Source organism: Snodgrassella alvi, assembly GCF_002777425.1.
Taxonomy (GTDB): Bacteria; Pseudomonadota; Gammaproteobacteria; order Burkholderiales; family Neisseriaceae; genus Snodgrassella; species Snodgrassella alvi_B.
Map to the genome: position 1 here is coordinate 85,154 of NZ_MDVC01000002.1, position 22,132 is coordinate 107,285.

General features: G+C 39.6%; 24 protein-coding genes and 1 tRNA gene. 18 read left to right on the forward strand and 7 right to left on the reverse strand.

Features of this window, described 5'->3' with window-relative positions; translation table 11 throughout:
* Window positions 1-2 precede the first annotated feature (2 nt).
* The 17 genes from BGI33_RS01070 to polA all read left to right on the forward strand — a co-directional run bounded on the left by BGI33_RS01070 (window position 3) and on the right by polA (window position 15,541).
* Window positions 3-488: an LPS-assembly lipoprotein LptE gene (locus BGI33_RS01070; protein WP_100089537.1), complete on the forward strand. Its 486-nt coding sequence runs from the start codon at window positions 3-5 to the stop codon at window positions 486-488.
* Window positions 485-1,483, forward strand: a complete 999-nt coding sequence (holA, locus tag BGI33_RS01075) for a DNA polymerase III subunit delta (protein WP_100089538.1) — start codon at window positions 485-487, stop codon at window positions 1,481-1,483. Before BGI33_RS01070 ends, holA begins: the two co-directional genes overlap by 4 nt.
* 21 nt (window positions 1,484-1,504) lie before the next feature.
* Window positions 1,505-1,939: a type II toxin-antitoxin system RatA family toxin gene (locus BGI33_RS01080; RefSeq protein WP_100089539.1), complete on the forward strand. Its 435-nt coding sequence runs from the start codon at window positions 1,505-1,507 to the stop codon at window positions 1,937-1,939.
* A complete protein-coding gene (locus tag BGI33_RS01085) occupies window positions 1,929-2,213 on the forward strand; it encodes an RnfH family protein (protein WP_100089540.1) in 285 nt (94 codons plus the stop codon). Before BGI33_RS01080 ends, BGI33_RS01085 begins: the two co-directional genes overlap by 11 nt.
* Window positions 2,214-2,266: 53 nt before the next feature.
* Window positions 2,267-2,842: an aminoacyl-tRNA hydrolase gene (pth, locus tag BGI33_RS01090; protein WP_100089541.1), complete on the forward strand. Its 576-nt coding sequence runs from the start codon at window positions 2,267-2,269 to the stop codon at window positions 2,840-2,842.
* An 18-nt stretch (window positions 2,843-2,860) separates the two neighbouring features.
* On the forward strand, window positions 2,861-4,339 hold the full coding sequence (gene ubiD / locus BGI33_RS01095) for a 4-hydroxy-3-polyprenylbenzoate decarboxylase (RefSeq protein WP_100089542.1): 1,479 nt from the start codon (window positions 2,861-2,863) through the stop codon (window positions 4,337-4,339).
* A 121-nt stretch (window positions 4,340-4,460) separates the two neighbouring features.
* Window positions 4,461-6,035, forward strand: a complete 1,575-nt coding sequence (locus tag BGI33_RS01100) for a phospholipase D family protein (RefSeq protein ID WP_180298946.1) — start codon at window positions 4,461-4,463, stop codon at window positions 6,033-6,035.
* Between the two features lie 39 nt (window positions 6,036-6,074).
* Window positions 6,075-6,647 carry an aminodeoxychorismate/anthranilate synthase component II gene (locus BGI33_RS01105; RefSeq protein ID WP_100089544.1) on the forward strand — a complete coding sequence of 191 codons (573 nt, stop codon included), beginning with the start codon at window positions 6,075-6,077 and terminating at the stop codon, window positions 6,645-6,647.
* Window positions 6,648-6,698: 51 nt separating this feature from the next.
* A complete protein-coding gene (gene trpD / locus BGI33_RS01110) occupies window positions 6,699-7,742 on the forward strand; it encodes an anthranilate phosphoribosyltransferase (RefSeq protein ID WP_100089545.1) in 1,044 nt (347 codons plus the stop codon).
* Between the two features lie 79 nt (window positions 7,743-7,821).
* Complete coding sequence (gene serS / locus BGI33_RS01115; RefSeq protein WP_100089546.1) at window positions 7,822-9,114, forward strand: serine--tRNA ligase; 1,293 nt, start codon at window positions 7,822-7,824, stop codon at window positions 9,112-9,114.
* 131 nt (window positions 9,115-9,245) lie between these two features.
* Window positions 9,246-9,321 (forward strand) — tRNA-Lys (locus BGI33_RS01120).
* A gap of 437 nt (window positions 9,322-9,758) precedes the next feature.
* The gene (locus tag BGI33_RS01125) at window positions 9,759-10,289 is read left to right on the forward strand and encodes an inorganic diphosphatase (RefSeq protein WP_100089594.1); all 531 of its coding nucleotides are present in this window, start codon (window positions 9,759-9,761) and stop codon (window positions 10,287-10,289) included.
* 158 nt (window positions 10,290-10,447) lie between these two features.
* Entirely contained in the window at window positions 10,448-10,792 is a 345-nt protein-coding gene (locus BGI33_RS01130; protein WP_218965090.1) for a T6SS effector amidase Tae4 family protein, read from the forward strand.
* Window positions 10,779-11,252 carry a type VI secretion system amidase immunity protein Tai4 gene (locus tag BGI33_RS01135; RefSeq protein ID WP_180296983.1) on the forward strand — a complete coding sequence of 158 codons (474 nt, stop codon included), beginning with the start codon at window positions 10,779-10,781 and terminating at the stop codon, window positions 11,250-11,252. Before BGI33_RS01130 ends, BGI33_RS01135 begins: the two co-directional genes overlap by 14 nt.
* A 52-nt stretch (window positions 11,253-11,304) precedes the next feature.
* On the forward strand, window positions 11,305-11,778 hold the full coding sequence (locus tag BGI33_RS01140; protein ID WP_100089547.1) for a type VI secretion system amidase immunity protein Tai4: 474 nt from the start codon (window positions 11,305-11,307) through the stop codon (window positions 11,776-11,778).
* A gap of 145 nt (window positions 11,779-11,923) precedes the next feature.
* Window positions 11,924-12,319 (forward strand): type VI secretion system amidase immunity protein Tai4, encoded by a 396-nt coding sequence (locus BGI33_RS01145; protein ID WP_218965091.1) that lies wholly within the window; start codon window positions 11,924-11,926, stop codon window positions 12,317-12,319.
* Window positions 12,320-12,751: 432 nt separating this feature from the next.
* Complete coding sequence (polA, locus tag BGI33_RS01150; RefSeq protein ID WP_100089549.1) at window positions 12,752-15,541, forward strand: DNA polymerase I; 2,790 nt, start codon at window positions 12,752-12,754, stop codon at window positions 15,539-15,541.
* 207 nt (window positions 15,542-15,748) lie between these two features.
* On the opposite strand, the gene rpe is transcribed toward polA, so the two are convergent.
* Complete coding sequence (rpe, locus tag BGI33_RS01155) at window positions 15,749-16,444, reverse strand: ribulose-phosphate 3-epimerase (RefSeq protein WP_100089550.1); 696 nt, start codon at window positions 16,442-16,444, stop codon at window positions 15,749-15,751.
* A 113-nt stretch (window positions 16,445-16,557) separates the two neighbouring features.
* Here rpe and BGI33_RS01160 point away from each other — a divergent pair, with 113 nt between their 5' ends.
* Window positions 16,558-16,959: a Spy/CpxP family protein refolding chaperone gene (locus BGI33_RS01160; protein WP_100089551.1), complete on the forward strand. Its 402-nt coding sequence runs from the start codon at window positions 16,558-16,560 to the stop codon at window positions 16,957-16,959.
* 412 nt (window positions 16,960-17,371) lie between these two features.
* Here the strand turns inward: BGI33_RS01160 and BGI33_RS01165 are convergent, their stop codons facing one another.
* From BGI33_RS01165 to dnaB, 6 genes are all read right to left on the reverse strand, one after another.
* Window positions 17,372-17,821 (reverse strand): type IV pilin protein, encoded by a 450-nt coding sequence (locus BGI33_RS01165; RefSeq protein WP_100089552.1) that lies wholly within the window; start codon window positions 17,819-17,821, stop codon window positions 17,372-17,374.
* A 32-nt stretch (window positions 17,822-17,853) separates the two neighbouring features.
* Window positions 17,854-18,450 carry a pilus assembly PilX family protein gene (locus BGI33_RS01170; protein WP_180296984.1) on the reverse strand — a complete coding sequence of 199 codons (597 nt, stop codon included), beginning with the start codon at window positions 18,448-18,450 and terminating at the stop codon, window positions 17,854-17,856.
* Window positions 18,451-18,484: 34 nt separating this feature from the next.
* Window positions 18,485-19,384 (reverse strand): PilW family protein, encoded by a 900-nt coding sequence (locus BGI33_RS01175; protein ID WP_100089554.1) that lies wholly within the window; start codon window positions 19,382-19,384, stop codon window positions 18,485-18,487.
* Window positions 19,381-19,863, reverse strand: a complete 483-nt coding sequence (locus BGI33_RS01180) for a type IV pilus modification PilV family protein (RefSeq protein WP_100089555.1) — start codon at window positions 19,861-19,863, stop codon at window positions 19,381-19,383. Before BGI33_RS01180 ends, BGI33_RS01175 begins: the two co-directional genes overlap by 4 nt.
* Window positions 19,864-19,886: 23 nt before the next feature.
* Window positions 19,887-20,585, reverse strand: coding sequence for a GspH/FimT family pseudopilin (locus tag BGI33_RS13620; protein WP_100089556.1), 699 nt, complete (start codon window positions 20,583-20,585; stop codon window positions 19,887-19,889).
* Between the two features lie 106 nt (window positions 20,586-20,691).
* Complete coding sequence (gene dnaB / locus BGI33_RS01190; RefSeq protein ID WP_100089557.1) at window positions 20,692-22,083, reverse strand: replicative DNA helicase; 1,392 nt, start codon at window positions 22,081-22,083, stop codon at window positions 20,692-20,694.
* Window positions 22,084-22,132 lie beyond the last annotated feature (49 nt).

Genomic DNA, 22,132 nt, shown 5'->3' on the forward strand with positions numbered 1-22,132 from the left:
ACATGAAAAACTGGCTGGTACTGGCTATCCTATTCGGATTAACTAGTTGTGGCTTTCATCTGAAAGGCACTTCCGCATTTGATGCACCAATGCCTTATCATAGCTGGAAAATTGATGGTGGTAGTATGCAACGAGCACTGGAGGTAGTATTGCGGCGACAGCCAGATGTTATCGTGAATACCGAAAAACCGGATGTGGTGGTTAAAGTCATTTCAGCTACTCAGGATTCGTCTACATCAGCAGTAGACTTGTCTGGCGGAGCCAGCGAATACTTGCTGACACTTAACGTTAGTGTACAAGCCTATCGCCATGATCAGCCGCTGGGAAACCCTATACAAGTAACTGTAAATCGCTATATGGATTACTCTGATCATGAAGTCTTGGCTAAAGAAGATGAACAACGCATGATCTGGCGTGATATGCGCACTGATGCAGCTGAACAGATTGTACGCCGTCTGGCTTTTCTGCCCGTAATTACTGACGAATGAGTGATTTATCTACCCAGCCTCTAGCCGCAGCCTATCTGATTTATGGTGAAGAAGATTTGTTGCGGCTAGAGGCTATAGACAGCGTTCGCACAGCTGCGCGCGAGCAGCAATATAACGAGCGTGAAGTTGTGGTTATTGAAACCGGTTTCGACTGGGCGTCGCTGTTGGCTTCGGTGCAGTCTGTTGGCTTGTTTGCTGATAAGAAATTACTGGAAATGCATATACCCTCTGGCAAACCCGGTAAAGAAGGTGCAGCAATGCTACAACAGTTGGCAGAACAATTGCCGGACAGTACCTGTATGCTTCTGATACTACCCAAACTGGAGCGCCAGCAAATGCAGAGCAAATGGTTTGCAAGCTGGGCTAAAGTTGCTCAGGTATATGATGCAAAAGCAATCAGCCAGGCTGTCTTACCGCAATGGATAAAAAAACGTCTGGCAGAACAAAAGCTGGCCATTGACAATGATGCATTGGCATTATTCGCAGACAAGGTTGAAGGCAACCTTTTAGCAGCGCGGCAAGAAATTGATAAGCTGGCGCTAATTCATCCTGCAGGCCATGTGGTTACCCTGGCTGAAGCACAGGCAGCAGTGGCCAATGTAGCACGTTTTGATGTATTTCAATTGTCTACCGCATGGATGAGCGGGAACTCAGAGCGTATGTTGCGTCTGCTTGATGGTTTAGCCGCAGAAGGCAATGAGCCGGTACTATTGTTATGGGTTATCAGCGAAGATATTCGTACCCTGTTGCGTTTGCTTGCAGCATTAAAACAAGGTAAATCCATCAGTGAATTACGCCAAAGCCTGCGTCTATGGGGTGACAAACAAACTCTGGCGCCACAGGCAGCCAAACGTATCGGAGTTAAACATTTACTCAGGGCCTTACAAACATGCGCGCATATCGACCGGCTAATTAAAGGTGTAGAAGACGGCGATGCATGGACAGAAATCAAGCATTTATTTCTGACTCTGGCAGCCTCAACAGCATGCAGATAACTTCATCATATGTGACAAAAAATGAAAACAGTTGAAAAAAGCGTTTTGGTGTTACACAGTGCCGAACACATATTCGATCTGGTCAACGCTGTAGAAGATTACCCAAAATTTTTACCTTGGTGCAATCGTACAGATATCTTAAAACGGGATGGACAATCGCTGGAAGCCGTTTTGCATATGGATTACATGAAAATACGCCAATCCTTTGCTACCAGAAACATCAATCAAAGACCAAATCAAATCCAGATGAGCTTACTCAATGGTCCCTTTCGCAAACTGGAAGGTATCTGGCAATTTACCCCTATTGATAATCTGGGCTGTAAAATTGATTTTCGTCTAGAGTATGAATTCTCAAATGCCGTGCTTTCAGCCCTGATTGGTCCGGTTTTCAACCATATTGCTACCACACTGGTAGATGCCTTTATTCAGGAAGCTGACAGGCGTTATGATAACTGACATCATTATAGAAGCAGTTTATGCTACGACTGAACACCAGCATCTCTGGCAGGGGAAGGTTCCTGCTGGAACCTGTGCACGTCAGGCATTACTGCAATCAGACTTACCACAAACATTCCCGCAAATTGATTTTCATACAGCGCCTATTGGTATTTTTGGTAAAAAAATTAAAGATGAGTATGTACTGTGCGACTGGGATCGCATCGAAGTTTATCGACCATTACTCATTGATCCCAAAGAAAACCGACGGCGACGGGCACAGCAGAAAGACTAGTTTCTTTCTTTTAAATTCATTTATTCAGCTTGCTTACACACTGAGGAACATACATGTCTCATATCCGGCTCATAGTAGGTCTGGGCAATCCGGGCAAAGAATATGAACATACTCGACACAACATAGGTTTTGACTTTATCGATGAACTGGCCAGCTTATGGAAAATTGGTTTAAAAGAAGAAAAAAAATTCTTTGGTCAGGTTGCGCGAGTTAACCTGGATGAAGGTGAAATCTGGCTACTTAAGCCATCTACATATATGAATAAATCAGGTACTGCGGTGCAGGCGCTGACCAAATTCTACAAAATATCACCCGAAGAAATACTGATTATTCATGATGAACTGGATATACCCTGTGGTCAGATTAGATTTAAAAAAGGCGGGAGTAATGGCGGCCATAATGGTTTAAAAGATATTCAGGCATGGTTAGGTACACCAGATTTTTACCGACTTCGGCTGGGAATCGGCCACCCGGGTGACCGTAATCTAGTTGTGCATTATGTATTAAACAAGCCGCAGGCACAGGAACATGCCTTAATAACTGAGGCGATACAAAAATCCCTGACTGCCATGCCTCACTTGTTAAAAGGTGAATACAGCAGCGTACAGCAGCAATTGCACAGCAAATAAATTTTGAAAGTTCATGTCATGAAATATCGTGATTTACGTGAATTCATTTCCGTTCTTGAACAGCAACAACTATTAAAGCGGATTCACACACCAGTATCTCCCCATCTGGAGATCACAGAAATTGCTGATCGGGTATTGCACAAACAAGGGCCGGCTTTGCTGTTTGAACAACCTGTTAGTCAGGCTGGAAAACCATATCGTTTTCCGGTTTTGGCCAATCTGTTTGGCACACCTGAACGTGTAGCAATGGGTATGGGTGCAGACAGCACCAACCAGTTACGGGAAATAGGCAAAACTCTGGCTTATCTGAAAGAACCAGAACCACCCAAAGGCATCAAAGATGCTTTTTCCAAATTGCCATTACTCAAAGATTTATGGAGCATGGCACCACATATCGTAAAAAAGGCTCCATGTCAGGAAATTGTCCTTGAAGGTAACGCAGTTGATTTAACACAGTTACCTATTCAGAAATGTTGGCCAGAAGATGCTGCTCCACTCATTACGTGGGGATTAACCGTTACACGCGGACCAGAAAAAAAACGCCAGAATCTGGGCATTTACCGGCAGCAATTACTAGGTAAAAATAAACTCATTATGCGTTGGCTGGCTCACCGTGGCGGCGCACTGGATTTTCAGGCATTTAAACAGAAACATCCCGATAAACCTTATCCAGTATCAGTAGTATTGGGTTGTGATCCGGCAACCATACTGGGGGCAGTTACCCCAGTACCAGACAATCTCAGCGAGTACCAGTTTGCCGGTTTATTACGCGGTTCACGTACCGAACTGGTAAAATGTATCGGCAATGATTTGCACGTCCCAGCCAGAGCAGAAATCGTACTGGAAGGGGTTATACAGCCAGAAGAAATGGCACTTGAAGGCCCGTATGGTGATCATACCGGTTACTATAATGAGCAGGATTATTTTCCGGTATTCACAGTGGAACGCATTACCATGCGGGAAAATGCCATCTATCACAGTACCTATACCGGTAAACCCCCAGACGAGCCAGCAGTACTGGGAGTCGCATTAAATGAAGTATTCATTCCCTTACTGCAGAAACAGTTTCCTGAAATTATAGATTTTTATCTGCCTCCAGAAGGATGCTCATATCGCATGGCTATTGTCAGTATGAAAAAACAATATGCCGGGCACGCAAAAAGAATAATGATGGGCTGTTGGAGCTATCTGCGTCAATTCATGTATACCAAATACATTATTATTGTAGATGATGATATTAATATACGGGATTGGAAAGAAGTTGTCTGGGCTATTACCACGCGTATGGATCCTGTCCGAGATACCACTTTAATCGATCATACCCCGATTGATTATCTGGATTTTGCCAGCCCCATTAGCGGACTTGGCGGCAAAATGGGACTGGATGCAACCAACAAATGGCCGGGAGAAACGAACCGGGAATGGGGTAAGGTGATACACAAAGATGCAGCAACCATAGCCAAAGTTGATGCCTTATGGCAAGATTTAGGTTTATAAATTTATTCAGGCAATATGCAGTTTTCAGTTTTCAGTTTGATAACCCACATACGGTACACACATGAACAGCAAATATATTAATCATGTCTGTACTTTATGTCTGAATCTTTGCATACTATGCATGCTAAATGCCTGCCAAAGTTTACCTTCACTGCAAGGGCGTAGCGTCGAAACTCATATAGCAGCTGATATCCCTTCTTCTCTAGCTTACACCAACGCTTCTCTGATCACCCAGCACCCGGGATTATCTGGTCTCTATCCTTTGGACGATGGTCATGAGGCATTTGCAGCACGTATGGCTTTGATTCGTGCCGCAGAGCACAGTTTGGACGTACAGTATTACATCTGGCGTAATGACACATCCGGCCAGTTACTCTTTCATGAACTAGTATTGGCTGCTCAACGTGGTGTACAAGTTCGTTTACTGCTGGACGATAACAATACCGTTGGTCTGGATAAAGTATTAACTGCCCTTAATCAAGAACCCAATATCCAGATACGTTTATTCAATCCATTTATGCACCGGCACTGGCGAGCATTAAGTTACGTAACTGATTTTGCCCGTTTAAATCGGCGTATGCATAATAAATCAATCACAGCAGATAATCAGATAACTATTCTTGGCGGACGTAATATCGGCGATGAATACTTTGATATGGGTAAAGGTACACTATTTGTTGATCTGGACATTCTGGCCATAGGGCCGATCGTCAATCAGGTATCCAATAATTTCGATCGTTATTGGAATAGCGCTTCAGCATATGATTTCAGCAGCATCGTTCACCGCCGTAACAAACTACAGGCCAGTATGCCAATATTCAAGCGCCGAAGTTTCAACTACTTGCGAGCTGATAGCTACGGTAATGCCTACAACCGCGACAACTTTATCAATCGGTTACTGGACGGTTCTCTCAATTACCAGTGGGCACATCTGATTCTAGTAAGCGACAATCCAGACAAAGCTTTGCCCAAAGGCAAAAACAAATCAAATACCAGCCAGCCTACTGACAGTCTTTTAGTTGCACCAGATACAGCACAATCACCTGTAATTAAATATGAAAAAGCGAGTTTGACCCTGAATGCACTTGCTGCATCTGTTGTAGAACCACAAAAAGATTTGCTGGTTATCACACCTTATTTTGTGCCGACACAAACAGGTTTGGAATATTTGTTCAAACTCAGGGAAGAGGGCGTAAGAGTACGCATCCTTACTAACTCACTGGCTGCAACTGATGTACCTGCCGTACATTCTGGTTATGTACATTACCGTACTCCCCTGTTAAAAGAGGGTGTTGAGATTTATGAACTTAAGAATCAAGGATTCTTAAAAGGCCCACGTGATCGGGCTTTTACAGGTAATTCTGAGTCAAGCCTGCATGCAAAAACCTTTACCATAGATGGGCAGCAGCTCTACATTGGCTCCCTCAATTTTGACCCACGTTCGGCTCGACTTAATACAGAAATGGGCGTAGTTATCCAGTCACCCGAGATGGCACAATTCATGAATCAGGCCATCAACGAAGCATTACCGGATGTAACCTATCAGGTAAAACTTTCAGCACAGGGCAAACTCGAATGGTTGAAAACCAACGACAAAAATCAAACTAGGGTTTATCATCATGAACCCGACACCAGTATTTGGCAGCGCATATGGGTCAAAATGCTCTCATGGCTACCTCTGGAAAGCTTACTGTGAAACCACTACGATTCATACTACCCTTAAAAGGCATGGTTAATGTTGCTATTCATTGATAATTACGATAGTTTCACCTATAACATCGTGCAATACCTTGGCCAGCTAGGCGAAGAAATAATCGTTAAAAACAATGATGAAATCACTGTGGAAGATATAATTGCCCTGGCACCAGAAAAAATTGTCATCGGTCCTGGGCCTTGTACCCCAAAAGAAGCAGGTATCTCGGTGGCGACCATAAAACATTTTGGTGGCAAAATACCTATTCTGGGAATTTGTCTGGGGCATCAAAGTATTGGGTATGCTTTCGGAGGCAAGATAGTACGTGCCAAAAATGTTATGCATGGTAAAATTTCTCCTGTTTACCATCACAATAACTCTCTGTTTTCCAATTTGCCCAATCCCGTAAACTGTACCCGCTACCATAGTCTGGTTATCGAAAAAGAAACATTACCTGAGTGTCTCGAAATTACCGCTTGGACAGATGATAATGAAATTATGGGCATCAGGCACAAAACTCACGCCATCGAAGGCGTTCAGTTTCATCCCGAAGGATTACTTACCGAAAATGGCTATGAAATGTTGCGTAATTTTCTGCAACGACACCAAAAGTAATAGAAGTAATAAAGCCGTTTAACATACTGGTTTCTTTTAGAAAGAATTAATATGATTACGCCGCAACAGGCACTTAACCGTCTGCTGGACAATAACGAATTATTTTATGATGAAATGACCGATTTAATGCGCCAGATTATGAATGGAGAAGTAGCACCCGAAGTTATTGCTGCCATTCTTATCGGTTTACGTATCAAGGTAGAAAGCGTATCAGAAATTGCAGCTGCAGCTACAGTAATGCGCGAGTTTGCAACAAAAGTTCCAGTACAGCAGCGTGAACATCTGATTGATATCGTCGGTACTGGTGGTGACAATGCGCATACATTCAATATTTCCACAACCAGTATGTTTGTAGTGGCTGCTGCGGGTGCCAAAGTAGCAAAACATGGCGGACGTTCAGTATCTTCGTCCAGCGGTTCTGCCGACATTATTGAAGCCATGGGCGCAGCACTAGAATTAACACCCGAGCATGTAGGGGAGTGTATTGACCAGTTAGGTGTTGGATTTATGTATGCACCAAACCACCATAACAGCATGCGCTATGTAGCTCCTGTACGCCGGGCGCTAGGTGTCCGTACTGTATTTAATATACTTGGGCCACTAACCAACCCAGCAGGAGCTTGCAATCAGGTATTAGGAGTATTTCATATCGATCTAGTTGGAATTCTATCGCGGGTATTAAAACAGCTTGGCAGCAAACATGTTTTAGTAGTTCATGGTAGTGACGGTCTGGATGAAATTACGCTCACAGGTACTACCCGCGTTGCCGAACTGAAAAATGGCACCATAATGGAATACGATATTCATCCAGCACAATTTGATATACCTGTTATTGAAGATCTGAAACCCTTAAAAGTATCTAATAGCGAAGAGTCTCTGCATATTATGAATGCAGTATTAAACGGCGAAAAAGGTCCTTGTCGCGACATAGTCGTACTCAATGCTGCCGCAGCAATTTACGCTGCCGATATCACATCCTCATTAGAGGAGGGCGTAGATTTAGCCATTACCGCCATTGATTCAGGCAAGGCCAAAGCCAAACAAACTGAATTTATCCAGAAAACACAGCAGCTAGCTGCGCAACAAAATATTTAAAGCCAGTTAGCCACCCTGCATTACAACTACTAATCGTTTACAATAATAGCCATAACTCGTCACTAAACACATTATTATCATGCTAGACATTCAATTACTCCGTCAAGATATCAATAGTATTGCCCAAAGATTACAAACCCGCGGCTACAATCTGGATACCGCAGCTTTTTCCCATCTGGAACAGCAGCGCAAACAATTACAGATGCGTACAGAAGAATTACAGGCCAAACGCAATAACCTGTCCAAACAGATTGGCGCACTAAAAGGACAGGGCAAACACAATGAAGCCAGCGAAGTAATGGCTGAGGTTGCCCAGATTAAAACAGAGTTGGAACAAACTGACCAAAATTACCAGAGCATACAGAACCAGATTAACAACTTAATCCAGACTATTCCCAATCTGCCACATAACGATGTTCCTGTAGGTAAAGATGAAAACGACAACATTGAAATCCGTCGCATTGGCACACCACGGCATTTTGATTTTCAGGTTAAAGATCATGTCGATTTAGGCGAACCATTAGGATTGGACTTTAAAACCGCATCAGAACTGTCCGGAGCCCGATTTGCATTAATGCGCGGTCCGATAGCGCGATTACACCGAGCATTAGCGCAATTTATGCTTGATACCCATACACAGCAGCATGGCTATATAGAGCATTACACCCCTTACATTGTTAATCCAGAAATCTTGGTCGGTACAGGGCAGTTACCCAAATTTTCTGAAGACATGTATAAAGTTAGCAGCGGAGATAAAGAAAATACACAGGAACAATACCTGATATCAACCGCAGAGATCACCTTAACCAATACCGTGCGTGAGCGCATCTTAAGCAAAGATGAATTACCCAAAAAATTAACCGCACATTCACCTTGCTTCCGTTCTGAAGCCGGTTCATATGGTAAAGACACTCGGGGACTGATTCGACAGCACCAGTTTGATAAAGTAGAAATGGTGCAAATCCAGCACCCAGAAAACTCCTATGCAGCACTGGAAGAAATGGTTGGCCATGCCGAAAAAATTCTTCAGCTGCTGGAATTACCCTATCGGGTAATCGTATTATGCACAGGTGATATGGGATTCAGTGCGGCCAAAACCTATGATTTGGAAGTGTGGATACCAGCGCAAAATACCTATCGCGAAATTTCCAGCTGTTCAAACTGCGAAGACTTTCAGGCACGCCGCATGCAGGCACGCTTCAAAGACAGTGATGGCAAAAACCAGCTGGTACATACATTGAATGGCTCTGGTTTAGCTGTAGGCAGAGCATTGGTTGCAGTACTGGAAAACCATCAGAATGAAGATGGCAGCATCAACATTCCAGCAGCGTTACAGCCTTATCTGGGTGGCCAAAGCGTCTTGCATCCATAAGTATCAAAAGCCTACATAATTGAAACTTAATAATTACTTAAAAATTTAAAAGTAGAGAAGGGCAATACATTAAAGCATAGCAATGGATATTGCCCTTCAATGTAAAGACGCGTATAATCTCCTACCCAGATGGGTCGTTAGCTCAGTTGGTAGAGCAGTGGACTCTTAATCCATTTGTCCAGGGTTCGATCCCCTGACGACCCACCACTGATTATTGCATTGTATTCAATACTTTATCTAACACTTTTGATGTTAATGAATAGTCCACTGATTCGCCGGTTTTGACATTTTTTTGACATGTATATATCATGAGATCGTCAGAATCATAACCGGCAATAGAAAAGCTACCCAAGTGGCTATCAGTGCATTTTTTTCATACTTGCTTGCCCACCTATCGCTTTAGCGGGCTTTGATCATGCAAGTAAGTCTAATTGGCATTCATGAATGTTCAATTTGGAAATAAATTGGCAAATGATACCCAACACATAGCCAGCTAACGAAGCAATCAGCAAATGAAAAAAGCCAAACCTGATATGGTTTGGCTTTTTAAAATTTTATCCAATAAATATCTAATAAAATATGGGCAAATAAAAAGCTATTGTTTACAATACGGCCACTTAAACTTAAATGCAGGACATTTAATCATGGCAGATTTTAATCAGATTCTGGATGCCGGTGATGTAGACGGCGGTATTATCAATGTAGTAGTAGAAATCCCTGCTGGTTCCAACCATAAAATAGAGTGGGATCGTAAGCTTGGTGCAATGAAACTGGATCGTGTTGAGCCTGTTATTTTCGCTAAGCCAACTAATTACGGATTTATCCCGCAAACACTAGACGAGGATGGCGATGAACTGGATGCTTTAATCGTTACCGACCAGCCTCTGAGCACTGGTATCTACCTAGAAGCGCGGATTATTGGCGTAATGAAATTTGTTGATGACGGTGAAGTTGATGACAAAGTAGTTGTTGTACCGGCAGATGATCGCAACAATGGTAATGCTATTCAAACATTGGCGGATTTACCGCCACAATTGATTAAACAGGTTGAATTTCACTTTAATCACTACAAAGACCTGAAAAAGGCTGGCACCACCCAAGTAACACACTGGGGCGACATCGAAGAAGCTAAAAAGGTTATTCGTGAATCTCAACAGCGTTGGCAACAGCAGTAATCTAAAAAACAATATTGGGTAGTTATAACCTGTAAAGTATTAATAAACAGGAAAACGCCCTAAATCAGCTGCGAAATTTTTATGCTTTTGATATTTAAGTTTCGCAGCAAATATCTCAAATGCAAAATCTGAACATAACATATATAAGGAGATTTAAATTGGCTGCTTCTGAGATAATTTACAATAAAGCTGATAATTTAGAAGAAAGACGGCAAAGAGTTGCTAAGATCATTGGTGGTCTTGTTGCATACAATATAAATCATCCAGACCCAAAACTAAGGTGGAATAACACTTGTGCAGTTCGCATGAGTTATATTCTGAATCAGTCTGGATTCAGAATACCATTTATACCAAAGCAAACAGTATCTGGGGGAGATAAGAAATTCAAGTATTTCTATCGAGTTAACCATCTAATCAATTTTTTATATGCTATTTTAACGAACCAGAGTCAACATATACCACAGATCGGGCTAACTTTTGGAGTTTGCTATGAAAATTTTTAGAATGCAAATCATATGTGCTTGTTTACTGATTATATTATCATTTGGTTGTAATGCTTCAAACAATAATATCACATCACCAGAAGCACCTAAGCGAACAATTATTCAAAACTATAAGGACATGGTTTTGGCATTTTGTATAGCAGATGCCTATCATGATGACAAATTAGCTGCAATAGACGCAGGAAGCAGTGTTAGTGCATTAGAGGAATGGACTTACTACGATTTGGAAGAAAGTACGAAAGCGATACAAAATTTAGTAGATACATATCTGTCACGAAATTACTTTAATCCACTCGTTGAAGCAGAGATAAAAGGGGTGAAATTTGATTTCCTAAAATGCCTGGATCTTTATCATAGCAAAGATTTAAATAGGCTAGCTAAAAGAATGGTTGAATATTCACATGAGACTTACAAGAGTTCATTACATAACTATTATAGAGATTTAAATAGAAATAAATGAAAAATATTTCAGATCATCTTGTAATCCTGAAAATTAAAATTTAGAGTTTGCTATGAGAAACTTTAAACTCAAATTTCTATGTGGTTATTTCTTAGCGTTATTGCCATTTTTGTGTAATGCTGCTAACGATAAAACTACTTCACCCGAAGCGCCTAGCAGAACATTTATTCAAAACTACAAGGATATGGTGTTAGCACATTGTATAGCTAATGCTTATCAAGAAGGTGAAATTGCCTCAATGGATGCAGGAAGTAGTGTCACTGCGTTACGCGAGTGGACTTATTATGATATGAATGAAAGCATAATAGCAGAAGTTAAAATGGTTGATTCATATTTATCACGCAACTATTTAAATCCATCAGCTGAGATACAAATAAAGGATATCAAATTTGATTTTTTAAAATGTCTGGATCTTTATCATAGTAAAGAATTAGATACTTTAGCAAAAAGAGTAATTGAACATCCACAAGAAACATTTAGAAGTACAGTTCGTAATTATTATAGGGATTTAAATAGAAAAAAATAATCAGTGCAAATAAATAAGAAGCAAGACACATAACAATTCAAGCCAATTTCTGGGAGCTAAAATGAAAAAGTTTAAAATGCAAATCTTGTGCAGTTGTTGTTTAATTTTATTTCCATTGATTTGTAATGCATCAAGCATTAACTCCATGACACCTGAAGCTGTAAACCGTACTTTTATTCAAAACTATAAGGATATGGTTTTAGGAAATTGTTTAGCAAAAGCCTATGGGGACATTGCTTCAATGGATGCAGGTAGTAGTGTAAGTGCGTTAATTGAATGGACTTATTACAACATGGACAAAAGCATAGATGCAGAAATTAAAATAATTGATTCTTATTTGTCACGTAATTACCTTAATCCATTGGTTGAAGCTGAGATAAAAGGCATTAAATTTGATTTTTTAAAGTGTTTAGATCTTTATCATAGTAAGGATTTAGATAAACTTGCTAAAAAAATGATTGAACATCCACAAGATACTTTTAGAAGTACGATTCGTAATTACTATAGGGATTTAAATAGAAAAAATAATCAGAGAAAATGAACTAGAGGCAAGATACATAACAATTGCTTGTATGAATAAATAAACTAAAAGGTTAGTAGGCGAAGAAGCTTGTAAATTATAAACTTTAATCGGTTCAAGTTTAATATTAAAAATTTAACATAATATTCATTATGCGAAATAAACAAACAATATAGCAGCTATAATGAATCAATTAGATTGGTGTCGGTGATTATCAATTTTTTCTGCGTTTTCCGTGTTTTTATATACTGACTTTACCAATAAAGCCATAGTTTAAAATTACTAACAATATTTTTTATCGTAAAATACAAATTAATTAAAGTCTTTTATATCTTTATCAGGCTAGCAACAACTAAGCAAAACGGGATTAAAAAATCTAGTACGAACAATTGAAACCAGCTGATTTAATTTCAGGTGGCTTATGAGCTAAAAATTGATATTTCTGGAATTACTATGAAAAAAACACTATTACTTGTTGACGGGTCATCTTATTTATATAGAGCATTTCACGCTCTGGCACCATTAACTAGTCCAACAGGTATGCCTACAGGTGCATTATACGGTGTACTAAATATGTTACGCCGCTTGCGGCTGGACACACCACACGATTATGCCTGTTGCGTATTTGATGCTAAAGGTGAAAATTTTCGCCATCAGCTTTATTCTGAATATAAAGCCAACCGTCCACCGATGCCAGAAGATTTGCGACCGCAGGCTGAAGCTTTACCGGAATTGGTAAAATTAATGGGTTGGCCTGTTTTATCTATAAATGGTGTAGAAGCTGATGATGTAATTGGCACATTAGCCTGTTCAGCACAACAAGCCGACTATCAGGTTATTATCTCAACTGGTGATAAAGACATGGCTCAGCTGGTTAATAATCAGGTCACCCTGGTAAATACCATGAGTAATGAAAAGCTTGATGCTAGCGGCGTATTAGATAAGTTTGGTGTCAAACCTGATCAGATAATTGATTACCTGAGTCTGATTGGTGACAAAGTTGATAATGTACCTGGCGTAGATAAATGCGGCCCCAAGACAGCAGTCAAATGGTTACAGGAATATGGAACACTACAAAATATCATTGAGCATGCTAATGATATTAAAGGAAAAGTTGGTGAAAACTTACGTATAGCTCTACCAAAATTACCTTTATCTTATCAATTAATTACCATTAAAACAGATATAAACTTGCAACAGGAATTGCCACATGGTCTTGAAGACCTAAAGCGCCAAACGCCGGCATGGGCAGAACTAATTCCCCATTTTCAGCAACTGGGATTTAAAAACTGGTTAAAAGAAGCGCAGACACATCATGAAGAGAACACAACTATTTTACAGCCTGTGAACGACCTGTTTATCGAGACGGAAATTAATGAAGATACCAATAAAAAAATTGTACAGAACAAATCAGATGCAGATGATTTAAAAAACATTCCTAAACAATATTCAGCTATTATCAAAGCCACACAACTGGCTGAATTACTGAAACAATTAGATACAATACACACTATTGCTTTGGATACAGAAACAGATAGCTTGGATGCAATGAATGCCAATCTGGTTGGTGTCAGTATTGCTTTAGAACCAGGAAAGGCATTCTATATCCCTGTTGGTCACAGCCCTACTGCAGTTAGTGAACAATTACCGCTTGAAACGGTTTTGAATGCCCTTAAACCTTATTTAGAAGCCGATAAGCTTGGCAAAATTGGCCAGAATATCAAATACGACCAGCATGTACTGGCTAATTATAATATTAATTTAAAAGGTATTGTTGGTGACTCCATGCTGGCTTCTTATATTGTTGAAAGCCATTTGGGGCATGGTCTGGATGAGCTGGCACTGCGACATCTTGACTGGCAAACTATTCACTATGAAGATTTATGTGGTAAAGGAGCAAAACAAATAAGTTTTGCTGATGTAGCACTGGAAGATGCAGTTAACTACGCCGCAGAAGACGCGGATGTATCCTTACGTCTCGAAATTTTACTCAGACAACAAATGGATGCAGCCCAGCTCGAGCTGTACCGTAATCTGGAAATCCCTGTTGAAAACATATTATGTATTATGGAGCGTACAGGGGTATTAATTGATCGTCACGAACTGGCCCAGCAAAGCCATGAGCTTGGTACGCAGCTGGTTAAACTGGAGGAACAGGCTTATCAGCTGGCCGGCCAGCCTTTTAATCTAAACTCTCCAAAACAGCTGCAATCCATACTGTTTGAAAAAATGGGTATCCCTACTTCTGGGCTAAAAAAAACCTCGTCTGGCGGTATTTCAACCAATGAGGCAGTATTGGAAAAACTGGCTGCTGACTATCCCCTGCCCAAACTTATTTTACAGACGCGTAGCCTGGCCAAACTTAAGTCTACTTATACGGATAAATTGCCTCAGCTGATAAATTCACACACAGGGCGTGTACATACTACTTATGCCCAGGCTGTTGCCATTACAGGCCGACTAGCCAGTAACAATCCTAATTTGCAAAATATTCCTGTACGCACCGAAGAAGGACGGCGTATACGAAGAAGCTTTATCGCCCCACCCGGCCAACTCATAGTTTCAGCGGATTATTCTCAAATTGAGTTACGCATTATGGCTCATCTTGCCAATGATACTACTCTGATTGATGCTTTCCGCAATAATGAAGACATTCATAAGCGTACAGCTGCAGAAATCTTTGCAATCAGTCAGGATCAGATAACTGCAGAACAGCGACGCTACGCTAAAACGATTAATTTTGGTTTAATTTATGGCATGAGTGAATATGGATTGGCCAAATCACTCGGAATTGAACTTCAGGCAGCACAACATTTCATTTCCCGCTATTTTAGCCGATATCCGGGTGTGCATGAATATATGGAAAAAACTAAAGAACAGGCATTGCAGCATGGATTTGTAGAAACACTTTTTGGACGACGTCTTTATCTGCCAGGCTTAAAAAGTAGCAATGGTACGGAGCGCGCTGGAGCATTTAGAGCTGCAATCAATGCACCAATGCAAGGTACAGCATCAGATTTAATAAAACGTGCCATGATTGCTGTACAAAGTTGGCTGGAGCAGGAAAAAATGCATACAAAACTAATTATGCAAGTACACGACGAGCTCGTATTACAAGTACCTGAATCTGAATTATCAACCTTGCAGCATCATTTACCACAATTGATGTCTGGTGTAGCCCAGTTAAAGGTACCATTAATTGCCGACGTTGGAAATGGCCATAACTGGGATGAGGCTCATTAAAATTTAATTATATTATTTTGATATTGCTCTTATTTGTAAAAATAAAAAAAGCAGTCGGATATAAACTAACTGCTTTTTTTATAAAATTATTTAAATCTTAAAGAAACATAAATAATATGTCATTATAAGAATCAATTAATTACAGAAATCAATATATCAATTCGATATTGTTGTTTATATCCGAACAAAATACCAATTGACTAATTACTAACTTATATCAGTCAGTTGTGTTCGCATTGCTGTTATTTGTTTGGCATAGTTATCATGTCCAAAAATTGCAGAGCCTGCAACAAATGTATCAGCACCTGCCGCGGCTACCTGAGCTATATTATCAATCTTGATACCCCCGTCTACTTCCAGACGAATATACCTTCCATTTTCTCTTGCATATTCATTGATTAGCGCTCGAACCTGACTTATTTTTTTCAACGTTGATGGAATAAAACTCTGTCCACCAAAGCCTGGATTAACAGACATCAACAATATCACATCAAGTTTGTCTATTACCTCTGCCAATACATGGATTGGCGTAGCTGGGTTTAATACCAGCCCTGCCTCACATCCTGCTGCTTTTATCAGACTTAAGCTTCTGTCAATATGCCGACTTGCTTCAGGATGAAAAGTAATAATATTGGCACCTGCTGCAGCAAAAGCATTTATCATTTCGTCTACTGGCTCAACCATCAAATGCACATCAATCGGTACAGAGGCATAAGGCTTTACAGCCTGACAAACCATAGGACCAAAAGTAAGATTTGGCACATAATGGTTATCCATTACATCAAAATGTATCCAGTCAGCACCACCATCAATTACTGAAGCAATCTCGTTGCCCAAACAGGCAAAATTAGCAGATAGAATACTGGGTGCTATAAAAAAATCTGGCTTTATTAACTTATTCATATAAAAGGCCTATGGTAAATTGTATTATTTACGCAAGTTTACTACCATTATAGGTGCTTGACCGCTATTTAAGTATACTCTTAACGTTCAAGAGAACTGAAAGGGAGAACAGAATGGTAACCCCATGCTGGCAAAAAATAGTACGCTATTGTACTAGCTTTGTCATATTGACATTTGCCTGCCCTGCTTTTGCTTCTGGACAAATCAATTGTGATATCCGCAAGCTTGAACTAACTCAAATGCAAAAAGCACGGCTCAGATTCATTAGAATGCAGTATAAGCGCAATCATGATACAAACTTACAACATACTGCAAATAACAAACGTAAAAATGAACAATTGAATCAAATTCTGATGCAACCAAAGTTTGATGAGGCAGAAGCTAAACGCTATGTGCTGAGTCATTATATGCCACGAATGCAGCAGGATGTAGAAGAATTAAAGGTTCAGTATGATTTTTTACAGGTTTTAAATAATCAACAGCGTCAAAACTGGATTAATAATTGTTTACGCTAATAATTAACAATTAATTAAAACTAGCTCTATATTTCTTTCTTGAAAAAACAATTTTACCATATGTGAATTTAACCGCCTTTGTATTCAGTATAGTTTATCAAACTGAATAAGCTTTAATTTTGCAGTGTAACTTGTCAGTTTACTTAATATATATCCCTATTTGTTGATGCAGCTATTAAATATTTTAACTCTAGATACATAAAAATATAATAAGTGACTCATTAAGGTTTAATTAACCCAAGATTTATATGGTATTTAATAATTTTCTTACAAATTTTAAAGTCGTAAGTTTAAAATATTATATGTTCATACAAATAAAGGTTTACTAATCTATACAATAAGTCTTGTTATTATTTCTAGTTAAACAATTTGACCATAAATTCTAAATTTTTTATCTAATGAAATAATTGTTTTATTGTTTTGTACAGTTAGTTTCACTAGATGCATCAACAATGCCACTAACACTACTTATATCACAGATATATAGACCACTATTATTTCCCATCCATACTGATTTTTTTAAATTACTACCTCTTTTGGGTTCAGCATATAAATGATAAGTTGAACAATCGGTATCGTTCTGACATATTACCCCGATAGTATATTTATTGCCGCTACCAACTTGCTGCCCAACAATAGCACTTAGATCACTTTGAACAAAACTGTCATTAAATAATTGTAATTTTCGTTCGGCAATTTTTTGATTGAGATTTATTAACGTAGTGCTAGCATCTGCCAGATTTGCCTTTTCAACATAGATTCTATAACTAGGCAGGGCAATAACAGACAGTATCGCTATAATAGCGACTACTATCATTAATTCTACTAAAGTGAAACCTTTACTTAAAAATTTATTGATCATAAAAGCCAATCTTTATATCTGTTTTCATTAAATCAATTATCATATAGGGCAGCTTGTACATTTTCCTCAACTATACTGTTTGTAGATTGATTACGCCCCCATCCTTTGGACGTGATGCGAAACAAATATATACCTACTCCAGCTGCTTTATCAGGCCCTAAATATTCTATAACATATCGGTACTGCTTTCCATCTCTGGCCTCTGATTGAGATGATTTAATGGAAGGATCATTATTTGTATTGGTAAATACATTATCTCTTTTCCAGACTTCTTTCAATGGTGTGCCACAATTTTCTACAGTTGCCAACTTACTATTAGCTATTGATGGTTGTATATTATTGGCTGCACATAAACCATCTTTACAGTTACAGGTAAATACTTTTTTATCTCCATTAATACCAAGCGCAGCAGGCCAGCTACTAATAAGATCTTCTGCTGCAATTATACCTAACTGTGCATTCTCCAGAGCAAATTGATGGTCGCTATCATTGGCACTTGTACGAGTATCCATTGAAGTACTCTGCATGGTAGCAACAACTAGAAAAGCAATTACAATCATCATAATAAGCACTAGAAACAGTGCAAAGCCGGATTGCTTACCTGGTAGAGTCTTATAATTAGTCTTCATGTCTGTAGCCATTATTCTAGAAATATTTAAGTATTTACTGTTGAACCTGATTATTGATACAAACTTCACCCTGTCTAACCATTGCATTAATTACATAATTCACATTACCTGCGTTCGCCTGTGGTTGATTTATTGTCAATGTTACTTTTATTAAAACAGGTGGTTTGGCAAAATTAAAATCAAGCTGGTCTTTTTTTACATTATCAATCACTTGAACGGAAGAGTTAGCTCCTGCTGATGGCTGTGGGCATTTTGTACTAGCATGCCCATCATCACTATGCCCATCATAATCAAAGCTATATTGTATATTGGAGACATTACTTACAAGAAGTTGGGGAGCACTCCAGCGTCCTCCACTATAATTTACGCGATATAAGCTGGGCACAGTATCAGAATTTGTGGTACCAACCATATACACTGCTGCATCTACATGATGTTCTAAGTCCGGTATACTGTTATTGCACTTTGTGGATACAAGAGTATTTGCATAATTTTCATTAATATATGTCATTATTAGTGGCTGACTGCCTCTAGTCTGAGTAATACCTATACCATCTTTAGTAAATCTAGTTGATAAAAACTGTTTGTTATTTGGATCAGTAAAAGAACCATTGAATATGTTATTTAAATTATTTGTTGTTGGTGGATTCATGCAACTAAAATTACCTAATTGACGTGTATCACTACGTAACAGGTTTGCTGCATTTCTGACATCCTGCTCATAATTGATTCTTGTTTTAACCTGTTCTTTCAGCTTATAGGTAGTTAAAAATGTTGAACTGGCTGCCAGTAGTATAATTATACTGATAGTTGAAGCCACCATTATTTCGACAAGACTGAAACCACGTTGTTTATGTAAAATAACCGCGAAATTTGAGTAAGATTTACTCTCTAGATTATCTTGATTAATCTGAGCATGGTAAGATTTTTTCATGATTGGCCTGCTATTAAACTATATGAAAATTCATCACTTACATCATTATTACCCAGAGATTGTCCACCCCATCTAACAGTAATCTGGCCATCTGGACTAATGGTACAGCTATTTAGACCTGCATTAACTAAGTGAATATCCAGTTTGTTTGAACAAGTATTCGTATTATTGGTAGCATATTGAGAATAGACTTTAGCAATATATTGTATTTTGGTACCATTTGCGTCCTCTCTTTCCACAATCTCTAGACCAGGATGAGAGCGCATCTCTTCTATATAATTTTGCACTGCTCTAGTTACCTCACTTTGATTTGCCGCGTTAATTGACGTATTAACCGCTGTAATCTGCGCTAACATCAATGCAAGTACACCGAAAGACAGGACGAATATAGCCACAATTGCTTCAACTATAGTAGTACCCCGCTGTGACTGGTAAGCATACAAACAGTATTTTGTTTTTTTTATATTATGCTGTGACATATCAATTTCCCTATGTTTCAAAATTAAGGTAACTGCACCGAACAGAAAGAATTTGTCTTATTGGTGCTACTCTGGCCATAGCATGCGATCGGTTTGCCACTTGGGGTAATGACAATACGCCGGTTTATATTCTCATAGTGGCTATCAATAACGTCGATTACAACATTCGACTGCCCAATAATCCAGCCATTAGCACCTGCCCCACTACCAATGCCAAATTGGCCATTCGGCATGAAACCCAGTACATCATTCCCTACTATCGTGTCGCTACAAGTGGTTTGATTGGTGTTGCAGATTTGCCACCTCAGCTTTACCTTGATTTTATTAATATCATTAGTATTCTGATTCAGAGCAACAACTCGTACAGAGGAATCTGTATTTGCTTCGTAACTTCCATTCATATTTACATCATTAAACGCCAAAAATCCTTGCCAGCCCTTACCTTCTTTATACTCAGTAAATTTTTCGCAGCCATTATCAGCAGCCGTATTTTTTCTGATCTTTGTAGGACAGATTAATACTGGCTTATTGGTACGAATAGCTTCAGCACGGGCAAACTGAAACAAAGCAAACATCTGATCCGCTCGATTACTGTTTCGCTGCGAAGCAATCAATCTTTCCATACCCGGTAAAGCAATTGCAGCCAGTATGGCTGTAATTGCAATAACAATTAACATTTCGATCAAGGTAAAACCAGCATTTGTTGGTTTGGATGAAACCATAATTTCAATCCTAAAATTTCCAGACACAAATTAATATACAGTTATTTTCAGATAATTTTACAACATTTCACCTGTTTTGAACTAATTATTTGTGCCAAAAACAAAATTAATCATCAAAATACCCATCAGGCATAGCTGCATTATCAAATTTGGTAAATTGACCCTGAAAGGTTAGGTGTACTTTTCCGGTTGGTCCGTTTCGGTGTTTGCCGATGATACATTCTGCTAAACCCTTGAACTGACTATCGGGATGATAATATTCATCTCGATACATAAACATAATCAGGTCTGCATCCTGTTCAATTGCGCCAGATTCACGCAAATCCGACATCATTGGCCGTTTATCCGTTCTTTGCTCTACTGTGCGGGATAACTGTGACAAGGCAATGATAGGAACCTGTAACTCTTTGGCTAATGATTTTAAAGAACGGGAAATTTCACCCAGTTCTGAAGCGCGGTTATCCGAACGACCCGAACCAGACATTAACTGTAAGTAATCAAGCACAATCAGACCAAGTTTACCACCCTGCTGCCGAGCCAGCCGCCGTGCGCGTGCACGTACTTCTAGGGCGGTTAATCCAGGAGTCTCATCAATAAACATTGGTGCATCAGTCAGTTTAACTACAGCATCATTCAGCTTGCCCCAATGTTCATCCTGCAACTGTCCTGTTTTGAGTACACTTTGATCAACCCGGCCTACTGAACCCAACATACGTAGTACCAGCTGTGCTCCACCCATTTCCATTGAAAATACAGCTACTGGTAATTTTTCTGAAATGGCCACATGTTCAGCAATATTCAGGGAAAAAGCGGTTTTACCCATAGAAGGACGACCGGCAACAATGATCAGATCGCCAGGTTGCAGGCCGGATGTCATTTTATCCAGATCTATAAATCCGGTTGATACGCCCGTAACATCATTTTTGTTGTCACGGGAATACAAATAATCAATTCGGGTTACCACTTCTTTCAACAGCACGGGCATACTTAAAAAACCCTGTTTTGAACGTGCTGTTGATTCGGCAATCTGGAATACACTATTTTCTGCCTCATCCAGCATCTGCGCTGCGTCTTTACCTTGAGGGCTATAAGCTGAGCGGGCAATTTGTGTGCCGACCTGTGCTAGCTGACGCATAATGGAGCGTTCGCGCACAATTTCCCCATAACGGCGGATGTTTGCGGCTGAAGGTGTGTTCTGAGCCAGCGTGATAAGATACTCCAGCCCACCTGCTGGTTCAAGCTCTTCACGCCGTTGCAATTCTTCCTGTACTGTAATTACGTCAGCTGGACGCGACAGTTCAACTAAAGTTTTGATTCCCCTGAATATGAGTCGATGCTCATGACGATAAAAATCATCTTCATCAATTAAATCTGCAATCCTGTCCCAAGCGCTGTTTTCCAGCATCAGACCACCCAGAACAGACTGTTCTGCTTCCATTGAGTGTGGAGGTACTGCTAGCTGATTTATCTCTTCACTGCTTATATTGATTTCTTCCATGTCTTTTAACTTTAATGACCTCTTTTTTAATTTTACCATTAAGCGCGTG

Bases quoted from the DNA above. Each gene is read 5' to 3' on its own strand.
- BGI33_RS01070 (WP_100089537.1), top strand. From the start codon at position 3: ATGAAAAACTGGCTGGTACTGGCTATCCTATTCGGATTAACTAGTTGT.
- holA (WP_100089538.1), top strand. From the start codon at position 485: ATGAGTGATTTATCTACCCAGCCTCTAGCCGCAGCCTATCTGATTTAT.
- BGI33_RS01080 (WP_100089539.1), top strand. From the start codon at position 1,505: ATGAAAACAGTTGAAAAAAGCGTTTTGGTGTTACACAGTGCCGAACAC.
- BGI33_RS01085 (WP_100089540.1), top strand. From the start codon at position 1,929: ATGATAACTGACATCATTATAGAAGCAGTTTATGCTACGACTGAACAC.
- pth (WP_100089541.1), top strand. From the start codon at position 2,267: ATGTCTCATATCCGGCTCATAGTAGGTCTGGGCAATCCGGGCAAAGAA.
- ubiD (WP_100089542.1), top strand. From the start codon at position 2,861: ATGAAATATCGTGATTTACGTGAATTCATTTCCGTTCTTGAACAGCAA.
- BGI33_RS01100 (WP_180298946.1), top strand. From the start codon at position 4,461: ATGCTAAATGCCTGCCAAAGTTTACCTTCACTGCAAGGGCGTAGCGTC.
- BGI33_RS01105 (WP_100089544.1), top strand. From the start codon at position 6,075: ATGTTGCTATTCATTGATAATTACGATAGTTTCACCTATAACATCGTG.
- trpD (WP_100089545.1), top strand. From the start codon at position 6,699: ATGATTACGCCGCAACAGGCACTTAACCGTCTGCTGGACAATAACGAA.
- serS (WP_100089546.1), top strand. From the start codon at position 7,822: ATGCTAGACATTCAATTACTCCGTCAAGATATCAATAGTATTGCCCAA.
- BGI33_RS01125 (WP_100089594.1), top strand. From the start codon at position 9,759: ATGGCAGATTTTAATCAGATTCTGGATGCCGGTGATGTAGACGGCGGT.
- BGI33_RS01135 (WP_180296983.1), top strand. From the start codon at position 10,779: ATGAAAATTTTTAGAATGCAAATCATATGTGCTTGTTTACTGATTATA.
- BGI33_RS01140 (WP_100089547.1), top strand. From the start codon at position 11,305: ATGAGAAACTTTAAACTCAAATTTCTATGTGGTTATTTCTTAGCGTTA.
- BGI33_RS01145 (WP_218965091.1), top strand. From the start codon at position 11,924: ATGACACCTGAAGCTGTAAACCGTACTTTTATTCAAAACTATAAGGAT.
- polA (WP_100089549.1), top strand. From the start codon at position 12,752: ATGAAAAAAACACTATTACTTGTTGACGGGTCATCTTATTTATATAGA.
- rpe (WP_100089550.1), bottom strand. From the start codon at position 16,444: ATGAATAAGTTAATAAAGCCAGATTTTTTTATAGCACCCAGTATTCTA.
- BGI33_RS01160 (WP_100089551.1), top strand. From the start codon at position 16,558: ATGGTAACCCCATGCTGGCAAAAAATAGTACGCTATTGTACTAGCTTT.
- BGI33_RS01165 (WP_100089552.1), bottom strand. From the start codon at position 17,821: ATGATCAATAAATTTTTAAGTAAAGGTTTCACTTTAGTAGAATTAATG.
- BGI33_RS01170 (WP_180296984.1), bottom strand. From the start codon at position 18,450: ATGAAGACTAATTATAAGACTCTACCAGGTAAGCAATCCGGCTTTGCA.
- BGI33_RS01175 (WP_100089554.1), bottom strand. From the start codon at position 19,384: ATGAAAAAATCTTACCATGCTCAGATTAATCAAGATAATCTAGAGAGT.
- BGI33_RS01180 (WP_100089555.1), bottom strand. From the start codon at position 19,863: ATGTCACAGCATAATATAAAAAAAACAAAATACTGTTTGTATGCTTAC.
- BGI33_RS13620 (WP_100089556.1), bottom strand. From the start codon at position 20,585: ATGGTTTCATCCAAACCAACAAATGCTGGTTTTACCTTGATCGAAATG.
- dnaB (WP_100089557.1), bottom strand. From the start codon at position 22,083: ATGGAAGAAATCAATATAAGCAGTGAAGAGATAAATCAGCTAGCAGTA.